Annotated in this window: 16 protein-coding genes; 10 read left to right on the forward strand and 6 right to left on the reverse strand. The window is 69.8% G+C overall.

The window, feature by feature from the left end; genetic code table 11:
* The first annotated feature begins 7 nt into the window (after positions 1 to 7).
* From nadA to DDF67_RS20620, 5 genes are all read left to right on the forward strand, one after another.
* Positions 8 to 1,093 (forward strand): quinolinate synthase NadA, encoded by a 1,086-nt coding sequence (gene nadA, locus DDF67_RS20600; protein ID WP_199229294.1) that lies wholly within the window; start codon positions 8 to 10, stop codon positions 1,091 to 1,093.
* A 156-nt stretch (positions 1,094 to 1,249) separates the two neighbouring features.
* Positions 1,250 to 2,764, forward strand: a complete 1,515-nt coding sequence (locus tag DDF67_RS20605) for an L-aspartate oxidase (protein WP_109102693.1) — start codon at positions 1,250 to 1,252, stop codon at positions 2,762 to 2,764.
* A gap of 29 nt (positions 2,765 to 2,793) precedes the next feature.
* Complete coding sequence (locus tag DDF67_RS20610) at positions 2,794 to 3,420, forward strand: Uma2 family endonuclease (RefSeq protein ID WP_109102694.1); 627 nt, start codon at positions 2,794 to 2,796, stop codon at positions 3,418 to 3,420.
* A gap of 14 nt (positions 3,421 to 3,434) precedes the next feature.
* Positions 3,435 to 4,277, forward strand: a complete 843-nt coding sequence (gene nadC, locus DDF67_RS20615; RefSeq protein ID WP_109102709.1) for a carboxylating nicotinate-nucleotide diphosphorylase — start codon at positions 3,435 to 3,437, stop codon at positions 4,275 to 4,277.
* A 73-nt stretch (positions 4,278 to 4,350) separates the two neighbouring features.
* On the forward strand, positions 4,351 to 5,022 hold the full coding sequence (locus DDF67_RS20620) for a DUF4328 domain-containing protein (protein ID WP_109102695.1): 672 nt from the start codon (positions 4,351 to 4,353) through the stop codon (positions 5,020 to 5,022).
* Here DDF67_RS20620 and DDF67_RS20625 read toward each other — a convergent pair.
* Positions 5,019 to 6,188 carry an acyltransferase family protein gene (locus DDF67_RS20625; RefSeq protein WP_233247712.1) on the reverse strand — a complete coding sequence of 390 codons (1,170 nt, stop codon included), beginning with the start codon at positions 6,186 to 6,188 and terminating at the stop codon, positions 5,019 to 5,021. The genes DDF67_RS20620 and DDF67_RS20625 overlap by 4 nt on opposite strands.
* Positions 6,189 to 6,315: 127 nt before the next feature.
* On the opposite strand from DDF67_RS20625, the gene ygiD reads away from it, so the two are divergent.
* Positions 6,316 to 7,086, forward strand: a complete 771-nt coding sequence (gene ygiD / locus DDF67_RS20630) for a 4,5-DOPA-extradiol-dioxygenase (RefSeq protein ID WP_109102710.1) — start codon at positions 6,316 to 6,318, stop codon at positions 7,084 to 7,086.
* Between the two features lie 23 nt (positions 7,087 to 7,109).
* Here ygiD and DDF67_RS20635 read toward each other — a convergent pair whose 3' ends face one another.
* Both DDF67_RS20635 and DDF67_RS20640 read right to left on the reverse strand, forming a co-directional pair.
* Entirely contained in the window at positions 7,110 to 7,310 is a 201-nt protein-coding gene (locus DDF67_RS20635) for a hypothetical protein (RefSeq protein WP_109102697.1), read from the reverse strand.
* A gap of 58 nt (positions 7,311 to 7,368) precedes the next feature.
* The gene (locus DDF67_RS20640; RefSeq protein WP_109102698.1) at positions 7,369 to 8,085 is read right to left on the reverse strand and encodes a DJ-1/PfpI family protein; all 717 of its coding nucleotides are present in this window, start codon (positions 8,083 to 8,085) and stop codon (positions 7,369 to 7,371) included.
* 96 nt (positions 8,086 to 8,181) lie between these two features.
* On the opposite strand from DDF67_RS20640, the gene DDF67_RS20645 reads away from it, so the two are divergent.
* On the forward strand, positions 8,182 to 9,123 hold the full coding sequence (locus DDF67_RS20645) for a GlxA family transcriptional regulator (RefSeq protein WP_109102699.1): 942 nt from the start codon (positions 8,182 to 8,184) through the stop codon (positions 9,121 to 9,123).
* Between the two features lie 125 nt (positions 9,124 to 9,248).
* On the opposite strand, the gene DDF67_RS20650 is transcribed toward DDF67_RS20645, so the two are convergent.
* On the reverse strand, positions 9,249 to 9,803 hold the full coding sequence (locus DDF67_RS20650) for a DUF1003 domain-containing protein (RefSeq protein WP_109102700.1): 555 nt from the start codon (positions 9,801 to 9,803) through the stop codon (positions 9,249 to 9,251).
* A gap of 141 nt (positions 9,804 to 9,944) precedes the next feature.
* On the opposite strand from DDF67_RS20650, the gene DDF67_RS20655 reads away from it, so the two are divergent.
* Together DDF67_RS20655 and DDF67_RS20660 are read left to right on the forward strand one after the other, a co-directional pair.
* Positions 9,945 to 10,124, forward strand: coding sequence for a YegP family protein (locus tag DDF67_RS20655; protein WP_109102701.1), 180 nt, complete (start codon positions 9,945 to 9,947; stop codon positions 10,122 to 10,124).
* 78 nt (positions 10,125 to 10,202) lie between these two features.
* Entirely contained in the window at positions 10,203 to 10,997 is a 795-nt protein-coding gene (locus DDF67_RS20660; RefSeq protein WP_109102702.1) for an SDR family oxidoreductase, read from the forward strand.
* On the opposite strand, the gene DDF67_RS20665 is transcribed toward DDF67_RS20660, so the two are convergent.
* On the reverse strand, positions 10,960 to 12,057 hold the full coding sequence (locus tag DDF67_RS20665) for a cell wall hydrolase (protein ID WP_109102703.1): 1,098 nt from the start codon (positions 12,055 to 12,057) through the stop codon (positions 10,960 to 10,962). The two genes, DDF67_RS20660 and DDF67_RS20665, sit on opposite strands and share 38 nt — an antisense overlap.
* Before the next feature lie 385 nt (positions 12,058 to 12,442).
* Here DDF67_RS20665 and DDF67_RS20670 point away from each other — a divergent pair, with 385 nt between their 5' ends.
* Positions 12,443 to 12,658: a hypothetical protein gene (locus tag DDF67_RS20670; RefSeq protein ID WP_109102704.1), complete on the forward strand. Its 216-nt coding sequence runs from the start codon at positions 12,443 to 12,445 to the stop codon at positions 12,656 to 12,658.
* 777 nt (positions 12,659 to 13,435) lie between these two features.
* Here the strand turns inward: DDF67_RS20670 and DDF67_RS20675 are convergent.
* On the reverse strand, positions 13,436 to 13,542 hold a 107-nt coding region (locus tag DDF67_RS20675; RefSeq protein WP_146198065.1), incomplete at its 5' end, for an EF-Tu C-terminal domain-related protein.

Raw genomic sequence — 13,542 nt, forward strand, 5'->3', positions numbered from 1 at the left:
GGACGACATGGCCGACGGTTTCGCGCCCCTCGCCTTCACCGCCGACATCGAGGCGGAGACCGCCGCCGTCTGGGACAAGGTCAAGCACCACGTCACGCCGATGGAATGGCGCCTGCAGGCGCCGCTGATCTCGGAGATCAACCGGATCAAGCGCGAGAAGAACGCCGCCATCCTGGCCCACAACTACATGACGCCGGATATCTTCCACGGCGTGGGCGACTTCGTGGGCGACAGCCTGGCCCTGGCCAAGGAAGCCGCCAAGAGCGACGCCCAGATCATCGTCCAGGCCGGCGTCCACTTCATGGCCGAGACCAGCAAGGTCCTCAGCCCCGAGAAGAAGATCCTGATCCCCGACCTGCTGGCCGGCTGCTCGCTGGCCTCGTCGATCACGGGCGCGGACGTGCGGCTGATCAAGAAGCGCCATCCGGGCGTGCCGGTGGTCACCTACGTCAACACCACCGCCGACGTGAAGGCCGAGACCGATATCTGCTGCACCAGCGCCAACGCCGTGCAGGTGGTGGAATGGGCCGCCAGGGAATGGGGGACCGACAAGGTCATCCTGATCCCCGACGAGTTCCTGGCCCGCAACGTCGCCCGCCAGACCAACGTCAAGATCATCGCCTGGGCCGGCCACTGCGAGGTGCACAAGCGCTTCACGCCCCAGGACATCGCCGACATGCGCGCGGCCTGGCCCGGCGCCGAGGTGCTGGCCCACCCCGAATGTCCGGCCGCGATCCTCGAGGCCTCGGACTTCGCCGGCTCTACCGCCGCGATGAACGACTACGTCGCCGCCCGCAAGCCCGCCCAGGTGGTGCTGATCACCGAGTGCTCGATGGCCAGCAACGTCCAGGCCGAAAGCCCCGGGACCCAGTTCATCGGCCCCTGCAACATGTGCCCGCACATGAAGCGGATCACGCTGCAGAACATCTACGACGCCCTGGTGCACGAGCAGTACGAGGTCACGGTGGACGCCGACGTCCTCGACCGCGCCCGCCAGGCCGTGCAGCGGATGATCGACCTACCCCCGCCCGCCGCCCCGGCCCGCTACGACCTCGTCAAGGCGCGCCATCACGTGGACGTGGAGCTGATCTAAGCTCCCTTCCCCTCGATGGGGGAAGGGTTGGGAATGGCGTGACGCGACCTGTCCGCTTCAACGCCCTTCCCCTCGTCTTTCTCGGATGGCCGAACCGCCGTGTTCACCCCCGTCCCCGGCCCTTCCCCCATCAAGGGGAAGGGAGTGGAGTATGAGATGGCCGCACGCATCACCTTCGACGGCCCCGTGATCCTCGGCGCGGGCCTCGCCGGCCTCACTGCCGCGCTGGCGGCCAAGACAGCCCTGGTGCTGTCGCCGACGCCGCTGGCGACCGGCTGCTCCAGCGCCTGGGCGCAAGGGGGCCTCGCCGCCGCCCTGGCCGGCGACGACACGCCGTCGCTGCACGCCGCCGACACCATCGCCGCCGGAGCCGGCCTCTGCGACGGCGAGGCCGTCGCCCTGCTGACCCGGGAGGGCCCCGCCGCTGTCCGCGCCCTGGCCGCCATCGGCGCGCCGTTCGACCGTAAACCTGACGGCGACTTCGTGCTGAGCCTTGAGGCCGCCCACTCCAAGGCCCGCGTCGCCCGCGTGGGCGGCGACGGCGCAGGCGCGGCGATCATGGCCGCCGTCGTGGCCGCCGTGCGCGCCACGCCCACCGTCGAGATCCGCGAGAACGCCCGCGCCCGCCGTCTGCTTCAGGACGAGACCGGCCGCGTGGTCGGCGTACTGGCCGCGATCGACGGCGACCTGGTCGAGGTGCGCGGCAAGGCCGTGATCCTGGCCACCGGCGGCGTCGGCGGCCTCTATGCGGTGACCACCACGCCCGCCCAGGTGCGCGGCGAGGGCCTGGGCCTGGCCGCCCTGGCCGGCGCCGAGATCGCCGATCCCGAATTCGTGCAGTTCCACCCCACGGCCATCGATATCGGCAGGGACCCCGCCCCCCTGGCGACGGAGGCCCTGCGCGGCGAAGGCTCGATCCTGCGCAACACCGACGGCCGCGCCTTCATGGCCGACTATCACCCGGCCAGGGAACTGGCCCCCCGCGACGTGGTGGCCCGCGCCATCCACGCCGAGCGCGCCGCCGGCCGCGGCGCCTTCCTCGACGCCACGACGGCGGTAGGGGCGCACTTCCCGCACGAGTTCCCGGCCGTGTTCGAGGCCTGCCAAAGCGCCGGGATCGACCCGCGCCGCGAGATGATCCCGGTCGTGCCGGCCGTGCACTACCACATGGGCGGGGTCGCCACCGATCTCGACGGCCGCGCCAGCCTGCCGGGCCTCTACGCCGCCGGCGAGTGCGCCTCCACCGGCGTGCAGGGCGCCAACCGCCTGGCCTCCAACAGCCTGCTGGAAGCGGCCGTGTTCGGCGCCCGCGCCGGCCGCGCTGCGGCGGTCGAGAGCGAGACCGGCGGCGAGCCGCTGTCGCTCGCCCCGCTGCCCGACCTGCCGGACGAGGCCTTCCAGACCCTGCGCCGCGCCATGAGCCGCGACGCCGGCGTCATCCGCGACGCCGACGGCCTGGCCCGCCTGCGGGACGAGGTGGCGACGCTGGAAGCCGCCCACGGCCCCTGCCCGCCCCTGGTCGCCGCCCGCCTGATCGTGGACGCCGCCCTCGTCCGCCAGGAAAGCCGGGGCGGTCACTACCGCTCGGACTTCCCAGCAAAGACCGAGCCGCAACGCACCTTCGTGACCCTCGACGCCGCCCCCGCCGGTTTGCGTCACGCCGCCGAGTAGTGGTACGTAAGGGGAACGGAGACGCGACCATGAGCACGACGTTCGGTCCATCTGACAGCCCGTTCGACAGGCACGCCGACGGCCTGGCCGAGCACGGCGTGACCGAGTTCCTGCTGACCGTCGACGACCTGGAGACCATGGTCCGGGCCGGCGTCTTCGATCGCGACGACGGGACCCGCGTGGAACTCGAAGACGGAAGGCTGGTGCGGATGTCGGCGGAATCGATGCCCCATGCGCGGGCCTCAGCCCGCCTTAACAAGGCTCTGGACCGAGCGATCGAGCGTCTTGGGCTGGAAGAGCGCTACGAAGTGCTCAATGGCGGTACGGTTCGCGTCTCCAAGGCATCGGCCTTCGATCCCGACGGCGCCGTCATCGCTCGCGACGCCGAGGCCTTCTTCCTACGCCCCGACCAGGTCTTCCTGGTCATCGAGTCCTCGCTCGCCACCCTGACGCGCGATCTCGGCTCCAAGAGGCAGGCCTACGCCGCAGCGGGGATCGCCGAATACTGGGTGATCGACGTCAAGCACGCCAAGCTTCACGTCTTCCGTCGTCCGTTCGAAGGCGACTGGAGCGAGCGCCTGATCCTAACCGCCGAGGACAGCGTCTCGCCGCTGTTCGCCCCCGACGCCGACATTGCCCTGAAGAGCGTATTTTGACCGTCTCCCCCCGTATCGAGCCCCTGCCCGACCTGCTTGTCCGTCCCATCGTCGATCTGTCCCTGGCCGAGGATCTGGGCCGGGCCGGCGACATCACGGGCCTGGCCTGCATCGACGCCGACGCGCGGCTATCGGTGGTGTTCGCCAGCCGCCAGGACGGCCGGGTCTCCGGCCTGGCCTGCGCACGCCTGGCCCTAGCCGCGCTGGATCCCAGCGCGACCTTCGAAGTGGTCACGCCCGACGGCGCCGACGCCGCGCCGGGCACGGTACTGGCCCGCGCTAAGGGCGACGCCCGCGCCGTGCTGGCCACCGAGCGCACCGGCCTGAACCTGCTGGGCCGGCTGTCGGGCATCGCCACCCTGACGCGGGCCTATGTGCGCCTGGTCGAGGGCACGGGCGCGACAATCGTCGACACCCGCAAGACCACGCCCGGCCTGCGCGCCCTGGAGAAGTACGCGGTGCGCTGCGGCGGCGGGGTCAATCACCGCTTCGGCCTCGACGACGCCATCCTGATCAAGGACAACCACGTGGCCGCCTGCGGCGGGGTCGGTGAAGCCGTCCGCCGGGCCCGCGCCTTCGCCGGGCACCTGGTCAAGGTGGAGGTCGAGGTCGACGGCCTGGACCAGCTGGAAGACGCCCTAAAGCACGGCCCCGACGTGGTCATGCTCGACAACTTCAGCCTGGACGACCTGAAGACCGCCGTCGCCCTGGCCAAGGGCCGAGCGGTGCTGGAGGCCTCGGGCGGGGTGAACCTCACCACCGTGCGCGCCATCGCGCAGACAGGCGTGGACGTGATCAGCGTGGGGGCCCTCACTCACTCGGCGCCGGTGCTGGATATCGGCCTGGACGCGGCCTGACACACCTCCCACGAAGATTGCCAGTGCACCGCTTCGCCCGCTAAGAGACGCCTCCAACTTCCGGGGGCGGATCATGGCGAAGACGAAGACCTACACGGCGCGCGCGGCCGGACCGCTGGCCAAAACCCTGCTGATCTGGGTCTGGCTGCAGATGGCCATGACGGCGATCAACATGGCCTGGGGCGTGGTGATGCTCGGCGCCCAGGCCCGCTTTGATAGCGGTACGCCCGTCGACACGATGACCTCGCTGCCCGGCATGGAGACCTTCGACATGGTCGATGGCCTGATCGCCATTGCCTTCGTCGTGGTGCTGGCGGTCGGCGGCTTCCTCGGGCTGAAGTGGATCTATCGCGTCAACATGAACGCCCACACCCTGTCGGACAAACTGACGATCCGGCCGCCATGGGCCGTCGGCTGGTACTTCGTGCCCATCGCCACCCTCTTCAAGCCGTTCAAGGCGATGGAGGAAACCTGGAAGGCCAGCGGCGCGCCCGCCGACTGGAGCAGCGAGCCCACGCCGAGCTGGATGCGCGTGTGGTGGGGCTTCTGGGTCGCCTCGACGATCGTCGACCAGATCAGCTGGCGGCTCGACGCCAGGGTCGAGACCCTGAGCCTTGCCCAGGTCAGCAAGGGCATCGAGCTATTCGGCGGCGCGTTGAATCTGGTCGCCTGCTACTACTTCATCCTGCTGGTGAAGCGCCTCACCAAGCGCCAGGCCGACACGCTCGCGCTGGAGACCTTCTAACCCCGCCCCCGCACCCAGGGCATGATCCGGTCCTGCACGGGCTGGTCGACATAGGTGTGGAACAGCCAGGCCGCGCCGATGGCCAGCGGGAAGCCGGCCAGCCACATCAGCCACTGCCAGCCGATGCCGATCGGCACGGTGTCGATCAGCTTGTGCACGGCGCTCCAGTAGATCACGCCCACCAGGATGTGGGTGATGAACAGGGCGAAGGAGAGCTTGGCGCCCTCCTCGATCCAGGCCTTGGGATGCTTCACCGGCAGGCGGCCGGCGCCAAGGATGATGGCGGCAAGGCAGGTCAGGCTGGGCAGGTCGAAGCGGCCGATCACCTGAAGGGCGACCAGACCCGCGCAACCGAGAGCCAGCAGGATCTTGGCGGCCTTCTCAGAGGGCCAGTTCAGCTCGACCGCCCGCGCCAGGCACAGGCCCAGCAAAAACAGCGGAACGGCCCGCAGCACACCGATGCGCAGCGGCAGGTCGGACAGGCCGATCGGGACCTCGGCGAAGCCGAAGCCGTTGGTGCGGCGGGCGGCGATGTCGAACAGCACCACGACCACGGCGGCCAGCACGATCGGCAGCCAGGGGCGACGGGTGGCGCTGGCGGCGCGCCAGAACCAGGGGAACAGGGCATAGCAGACGATCAGGGCCGACAGCGACCAGCTGGGCAGGTTCCAGCCGTCGCTGTTGAAGCCCCAGGCATGCATCAGCATTGCCTGCAGGGGCAGCTGGTCCCAGGCGAAGCGCGAGGGCTTGTGGGCGTCGGTGCCGATCAGGTTCAGCGCCAGGACGAGGCCGGCCATGGCCGCCAGGACCATCAGGTGGCCGGGCCAGACGCGGGCGGCGCGACGCAGCCAGAACTGGAAGTGTGTAATGCGGCCCGAAATCGCCGACGGCCCGTAGGCGCGACCCAGCACGTAGCCCGACAGCATCAGGAAGAAGTCGGTGGCCAGATAGCCGCGCGCGAACACCGGGTGGAAGCGCTCGATCCGCAGCGGGCTCTCGGCGCCGAAGTGGTAAACCACGATCAGCAGGGCCGCCAGCAGGCGCAGCAGGTCCAGCGCGCCGCCGCGGGTCGCCGGACGGGGCGCATGGACGACGGGGGACGCGACCGGGACGGCGGGCCCCGGGGGGGACGCGGCCGACTCCGAGGATGACTGGGACGTGCTCACAAGGGGAGGCCTTAACAAAGCCGGGCCTTCTGGGGAAGCGGCGGAAAGTCGCGCTGGCCCATGCTTGACCACCGACGAGCGAGCGCCCATCTGTAACTGTATAAGTTTCTGTTTGGACATCGCCGCCATGACCCGCATGCCCGTCCTCTTCATCGGCCACGGCTCGCCGATGAACGCGATCGAGGACAACGCCTGGAGCCGCGCCTGGGCGCAACTGGGCCGCGACCTGCCCCGCCCCAAGGCGGTGCTGATGGTCAGCGCCCACTGGGAGACGATGGGCGGCACGGCGCTGAGCGCTTCGGAGCGGCCCGAGACCATTCACGATTTCGGCGGCTTCCCGCAGGCGCTGTTCGACGTGCAGTACCGCGCGCCGGGCGATCCGGCCCTGGCGGCCCGCGCCGCCGAGCTGCTGGCGCCGCAACTGACCGTACAGCATCCGACGCGCGGCCTGGACCATGGCGCCTGGAGCGTGCTGGCGCCGATGTATCCAGACGCCGACGTGCCGGTTGTCCAGCTCAGCATCGACCGCGGCCAGCCGAACGCCTGGCACTACGAGGCCGGTCGCCGCCTGGCGGCGCTGCGTGACGAGGGCGTGCTGATCATCGGCAGCGGCGACATCGTCCACAATCTGCGGGCCGTGAACTTCCGCACCGGCGAGACGCCCGACTGGGCGCCGCGCTTCAACGAGCGCGCCAAGGCGCTGATCGCGGCCGGCGACCACCAGCCGCTGATCGATTGGGAGTCTCTTGGTCCGGACGCGGCCCTGTCGATCAATAGCGCAGAGCACTATCTGCCGCTGCTCTACGTGCTGGGCGCGCAAGGGCCGGGCGAGCCGGTGTCGTTCTTCGCCGACGACGTGTTCGCGGCGATCTCGATGACCGGCGTGCAGGTGGGGTGACGGCGGCCTGAGCCGTCAGCGGCTCAGGCCGAGATGTTGACCAGCGTGCCGGTGAGCTCGCCCGTGGCCTGGGCCAGCGCCGCGCCGGCGGCGGCCGTCGCCTTGGCGTTGGTCTGCGCCACGGCCAGCTGGGTCAGGTCGACGATCTTGGCCGCGGCATCGCCCGAAGCGGCGGGGCGCTGCGGGGTGTAGCGGGCGGCGGTGTTGGCGGCGGAGACCTGCACGGCGACTTCCTTTGGAAATGCCGCGGCAATCTGGTTCACGAGCCTTAACGAGCCCTGATCAAACAGGGTTAAGAACGGGCGTGGCCTCGCTCCGGCCCAGCTTGGCGGCCGCCCGAACCGCCGCCGAGCGGCGCTCGTCCATGCCGTTGTCGTAGATCCTGCGCACGCGGGCCAGCACCTCGGGCGGCGCCAGTTCGGGGCGTCCCGACTGGAACGGCGGGTCGGGCGCGTATTCGACGGCGAGCTGGATGGCCTGGGCCACGGCCGATCCGGCGATCTCGGCTGCCAGGGTCAAGGCAAAGTCGACGCCCGCCGTCACCCCGCCGCCCGTGACAAAACGGCCGTCGCGGACCACGCGGGCCTCGTCCGGAACGGCCCCGAACAGGGCCAGCTGATCGCGCCAGGCCCAGTGGCAGGCCGCGCGCTTGCCCTCCAGCAGTCCCGCCGCCGCCAGCACCAGCGAGCCGGTGCAGACGCTGGTGACGTAGCGCGCGCTCCAGGCCAGTCGCTTGACCTCTCCCAGAAAGGCCTCGTCCCCCATGGCCTGGGTCGTGCCGAAGCCGCCCGGCACGCAGAGAATGTCACACGCCTCGATCTGGTCGAGCCGCTTCAGATGGGCGAAGATCAGGCCATCCGCCTCGATCTCGCCGCCGGCCAGACTGGCGACGTCGACGATTGCGCCCGGCAGGCGCGCCAGGATCTGGTGCGGGCCGGTGAAGTCCAGGTGGGTGACGCCAGGAAACAGGGCGAAAACGATGCGGATCGGATCGGTCATGGGGAGGCCCTCCTCGTTTGACGACCGATGCTCTCCCAGATAGCGTGCGGCGGAAATGACGGAGATCCCTCGATTTCCGCCAGAGACGGAGTCGCCATGCCCCGCGCCGTCGGCATGCTGGTCTATCCTGGCTTCCAGTTGCTGGACGCCGCCGGTCCGATCTCGGCCTTCGAGATCGCCGCACGGTTCGATCCCGGCGCCTATGGCCTGACCGTGGTGTCCCGCGACGGCGGCTGGACGGCCAGCAGCTCGGGCGCGGCCTTCGACACCATGGCGTTCGACAAGGCTCCGGCCTTCGACACCCTGCTGATCTCCGGGGGCGACGGGGTGCGTGCGCCTGCGACCTGCGAGGCGACGCTGGACTATGTGCGCAGGACCGCTCGCTCGGCGCGGCGCACGGCCAGCGTCTGCTCGGGAAGCTATGTGCTGGCCGCCGCCGGCCTGCTGGAGGGCAAGCGCGCCACCACCCACTGGAGCCGCACCAAGGACTTCCAGAAGCGGTTTCCGGGCGTGCGGCTGGAGGCCGACCGGATCTGGGTGCAGGACGGCCCGATCTGGAGCTCGGCCGGGATCACCGCCGGCATCGACCTGGCGCTGGCCATGATCGGCGCGGACCTGGGCGAGGCGGTCGCCAGGCGCACCGCCCAGCAGCTGGTGGTCTATCACCGTCGGCCGGGCGGCCAGTCGCAGTTCTCGGCCCTGCTGGAGCTGAAGGGCGGACGGTTCGACGCCCTTCTGGCCTGGGCCCGCGAAAATCTGGCCCGGCCGCTCAGCGTCGAGGAACTGGCCGAGCGCGCGGCCATGAGCCCGCGCAACTTCGCCCGGCTGTTCGCCGCCGAGACCGGCTCGACCCCGGCCAAGGCCATCGAGCGTCTGCGGGTCGAGGCCGCCCGCGCCCTGCTCGACAGCGCCCCCCTGCAGGTCGAGGACATCGCGCTGGAGTCCGGCTTCGGCGACTCCGAGCGCATGCGCCGGGCCTTCATCCGCGTCTACGGCCAGCCGCCCCAGGCCCTGAGGCGAGCGGCGAAGGCGGGCTAGCCTCTTCAACACCGTAAAACCCCCGCGAAAGCGGGGGCCCAGGTGTTTTATCGTCGAGCGCCAAGCATTTCAGAAAAGGCCTGGGTCCCCGCTTTCGCGGGGATTTTACGGAAGAAAGAGATCTTTCACCCGCCCCGCAGCGCCCTCACCTCGGCGCGCAGTTCGTCGAGGCAGACGGTGTTGGCGCGGGCCAGTTCCGACAGTTCGGCCATCCGCAGGGCGTCGAGCTTGTCATGCAGGCGCATGATCTCCAGCTCGGCGCGCAGGTTGACGACATAGTCGTGCTCAGCGGCCTCGCGGTCCTTCGCCGCCTGGCGGTTCTGGCTCATCATGATGATCGGGGCCTGGATCGCCGCCAGGGTCGACAGCACCAGGTTCAGGAAGATGAAGGGATAGGGGTCGAAGGCCCTGTGAAACGGCATCAAGGCCAGGTTCAGGATCACCCAGGCCGCCAGCACCGCCGAGAAGCCGCCGATGAAGCCCCACGAGCCGCCGATCGCCGCCACCCGGTCGGCCAGGCGCTCCCAGAAGCCGCCCTCCTTCTCGGCCATGCCAGGAGCGAGACCGGTAGGGGCCTCGGCGGCGATCAGGTCAATGACGCTGCGCTTGATGTCGGAGAGGTCGGCATAGGCCTCGCCCAGCAGGGTGCGCGAGAGATGGTCGAGTTTGTCCGCGCTCATGGGTCCGTCCCGGCTTGTCGCGGACCATCATCCGGTGCGTCGCGCGTCACCGCAACGCGGTTGACAGGGCCGCGCCAGGGGCGCGAGGGTCCTTGCGTCGGCTCGCCGACAAAAGATCAGTCATCATTCCGGGAGCACCAGATGGCCCACAAGTTCCTGATCAAGAAGAACAAGGCCGGCGAGTTCGTCGCCTACTTCGTCTACAACAGCGAGACCATCTTCTGGACCGAAGGCTATGCCTCCAAGGCGTCGGCCAGGAACGCCATCGAGTCGATCAAGAAGAACGGCCCGGACGCCGAGATCGACGACCAGACCGACTGACGCACGCGTGAACTTGACCCCTCCCCGTCGATCGCTGTCTGATCGGCGATAACGAAGAACAACGACGGGGAGGCGGACATGTCGGCTCGCAAGGCCATCTTCATCACCGGCGCGGCCAGCGGCATCGGCCTGGCCAGCGCCAAGCGCTTTTCGGCCGAGGGCTGGTTCGTCGGCCTGTCGGACATCGACGAGGCGGGCCTTTCCCGCGCCCTGGCTGAGATCGGACCGGGCGCGGGCTCCATCCATCTTCTGGACGTGCGCGACCGCCAGGCCTGGACGCCTGCCCTCTCGGCCTTCGTCGAGCAGTCCGGCGGCCGGCTGGACGTGCTGTTCAACAACGCGGGCGTGGCGCGCTTCGGCCCCTTCGCGGAGAGCGACCCGCAGGGCGACGAGCTGATGCTGGCGGTGAACGTGCAGGGCGTGATGAACGGCGCCCGGTCCGCCCTGCCCTTCCTGAAGGCCACGCCGGGCTCGCGCCTGGTCAACATGGCCTCGTGCGCGGGCATCTACGGCTCGCCGGGCCTGGCGGTCTATTCGGCGACCAAGTTCGCGGTGCGGGGGCTGTCGGAAGCCCTGGACGCCGAGTTCGCCGCCTTCGGGGTCGGGGTGGCCTGCGTCATGCCGTGGTTCGTCGAGACGCCGATCCTGCGCAACTCGCAGCCGGGCAAGAACGCCGACATGGGCGAGCAGCTGCGCAGGAGCGGCCTGCCTGTCTACGGCGTCGACGAGGCGGCCGAGACGGTGTGGCGGGCGGCCCATGGCCGCGAACTCTATTATCTGGTGGGCAAGCGGGCCAGGCAGATGCGGTTCATGGCCCGCCTGGCCCCCGGGTTCCTCAGGAACCAGCTCCGGTCGCGATCACTGACGGCTTGACCGCCTCGGCCTTGTCGGCGGCGGTCTTGGCCGGGTGCATGGCCGGGGCCGAGGCCGGCTCGGGGCCGACCTTCTCCGGACCGCCCATGCCGCCTTCCCTGGCGATCGCCATCGCGCTGGCGACGTAGATCAGCGGCTTGCCGTCGGCGCTGGGCGCCTGCGGCAGGGACGTCAGGACGGGCGCGTTGGGCAGGTCGTCGAGGGTCGACGGACGCGGCTTGTCGGTGAAGGCGCCCGGCGCGCCGGCCCGACCGCCGAAGCGGTAGAACACGTGCATGCCCACCTGGGCGACGCGCATCAGGCGCGGACCCCAGTTGGGGGCGACGCCGGTGGTGTGGAAGTGTGTGGCCGAACCGACCTCGGACATCACCGTGCCGGCCAGGGCGCGCGAGGCGACCTTGCGGGCCCGGGTCCAGGCGGCGCGTTCGCGGCCGGCCCTCATCGAGCCGTCGCAGGCGAAGCTGAACTGGCAGCCGGTGCGAGCCGAGGCGCCCTGGAACACGACGCCGCAGATCGACTTGGGGAACGAAGGGTGGCGTACGCGGTTTAATACGACTTGAGCCACCGCGGCCTGGCCGCTGGGCGTCTCGCCCCGGGCCTCGTAATAGACCGCCTGGGCCAGGCACTCGAGTTCGCGCGAGCTTTCGAGGGCGTTGGCCAGGTGGAACGGCGCGGCGGCCGGATTGAACGAACCGCCGAGGCTGGCGCGCATCAGGAGCGGCTTGTCCTCGGAAGTCCGATTGCCGCCCTCGAGGCGGGCGGCGAGCAGCGAGGCCTGGCGATCGCGCTGGGCGTCGCCCGAGACGGTGTAGGGGTCATGGCGGCGGGCGATGGCGAGCGCCCCGGCGTCCATGCGCGACGCGGCCTGATGCAGCGCCGCTTCGGAGTAGCTCCCCGCGGCGCTGTCGGCCAGGCGCGTAACCCGAGCGTGCTGAGCGGCGGTCTGGGCCATGCCCCCCGCCAGATAGACGCCGCCAAGCGCCAGGCCCGTGACGGACCCGACCAATACGGCGCCGATCAGCCCGCGCGCGTCAGCGCACGTCTGCGACTTGATATTCAAAACTTGCGTCCTGCGCGGCGAGGGCGCAGCGGCCCCCCGACAAAAACGCTCCCAAGACACCCGGAAAAAGCACTGTCGGGCCGGTCTGGCAGCGGAGGTTCGACCGTTCGCAATAAGGTCGAGATCCTGCTTATGCCTCGCCTTATGACCGAACTATGACCGAGTCGCAAGCGCCTGCTGCACCGCAGCATGGATTTTGCCTGCCTTTTCGGCGACCGATACCGTTAACACTTTGATTCACAGGAAAAACCTAGACGACCGCCAAAACGCCGCAGCAGCGCGGTTTTCCCCTCCCCGCGCGGCTTAAGTCGGAACCTCGACCAAGCGGCGCCGTTAACCGCTGCAGTTGGATCGGCCCCGCGCCGACGCTTTCGGAGACCCCTCTATGCCCCGCCTCTCGCCGTCCGCTCCGCGCCTGGCCGCCATCCTGGCCCTGGCCGCCCTGACCACGGCCTGCGGCCACAACATGGAACAGCGCGCGGCCACCGGCGCCATCGCCGGCGCGGTCGTGGCCGGCCCCGTGGGCGCCGTCGTGGGCGCAGGCGCCGGAGCCGTGGTCAACACCGCCGCCAAGCCGGCGCCGAGGTCGAAGCGGCGGTAGAGGCCCGGGCTTCGCCGCAAGGATGCTCCCCCTGAAGGGGGAGCTGTCGCGGAGCGACTGAGGGGGAAGGAATTGCTGGCGTGGGGCACTGACCTCATCAGTCACTTCCCCCTCCGGCCCTCCGGGCCACCTCCCCCTTCAGGGGGAGGATCTTTGGGTACGGGCTCGCGCTCTCACGCGGCTTGCCGCTGAGTGGATGGAGAGGGCGCGGGGCGTCCGGGCTTCGCCCGGATGTGTGAGTTCTAAGTACCGTTTCGACGAAGCTTGAACGCCCCGCGCGATCGTTACGCCTCAGGCCGGGGCGCGCGGGCCTCTTCCGCCCTGTGCCCCTTCCCCATGCAATGCGCCCCGTTTCTTGACGGCCAGGCGTGCATGGCGGCGCGAACCCTTGGACCGGCGGGAGGCCATGAACGGTAGCCTCCCGATGGACGGGTTTACGTCCCCCATCCTCATTTAAGCCTTCAGGCCCGGCTCACGCCGCTCCTTCAGCCCCGCTCGATCGCATCCACGTCGCCGCTTCGGGCCGGATCCTTGCGCCCTCTCCCTGCGACGGGACCCAATGATTATGCAGCGGGATTGAGCGCGTCTGATCCAGGCGCATGAGAAAGTTGCAAGCGGTTGATCGCGTTCAGGTCTTTTCGCCGAACGCCGGGGATCCACGCTGCTCTATCCCCATAACCAGGAGCCTCCCCCCACAGGGGAGGTTTCAAAAGAAAAGGCCCCGGAGGTTTCCCTCCGGGGCCTGATCTTGGATCAGCTTATCGCTGGATCGATCGATTACTCGACGATCTTGGCGACGACGCCGGCGCCGACGGTGCGGCCGCCTTCACGGATGGCGAAGCGGAGCTTCTCTTCCATGGCGATCGGGGTGATCAGCTCGACGT

It is taken from the genome of Caulobacter endophyticus, from assembly GCF_003116815.1.
Lineage (GTDB): Bacteria > Pseudomonadota > Alphaproteobacteria > Caulobacterales > Caulobacteraceae > Caulobacter > Caulobacter endophyticus.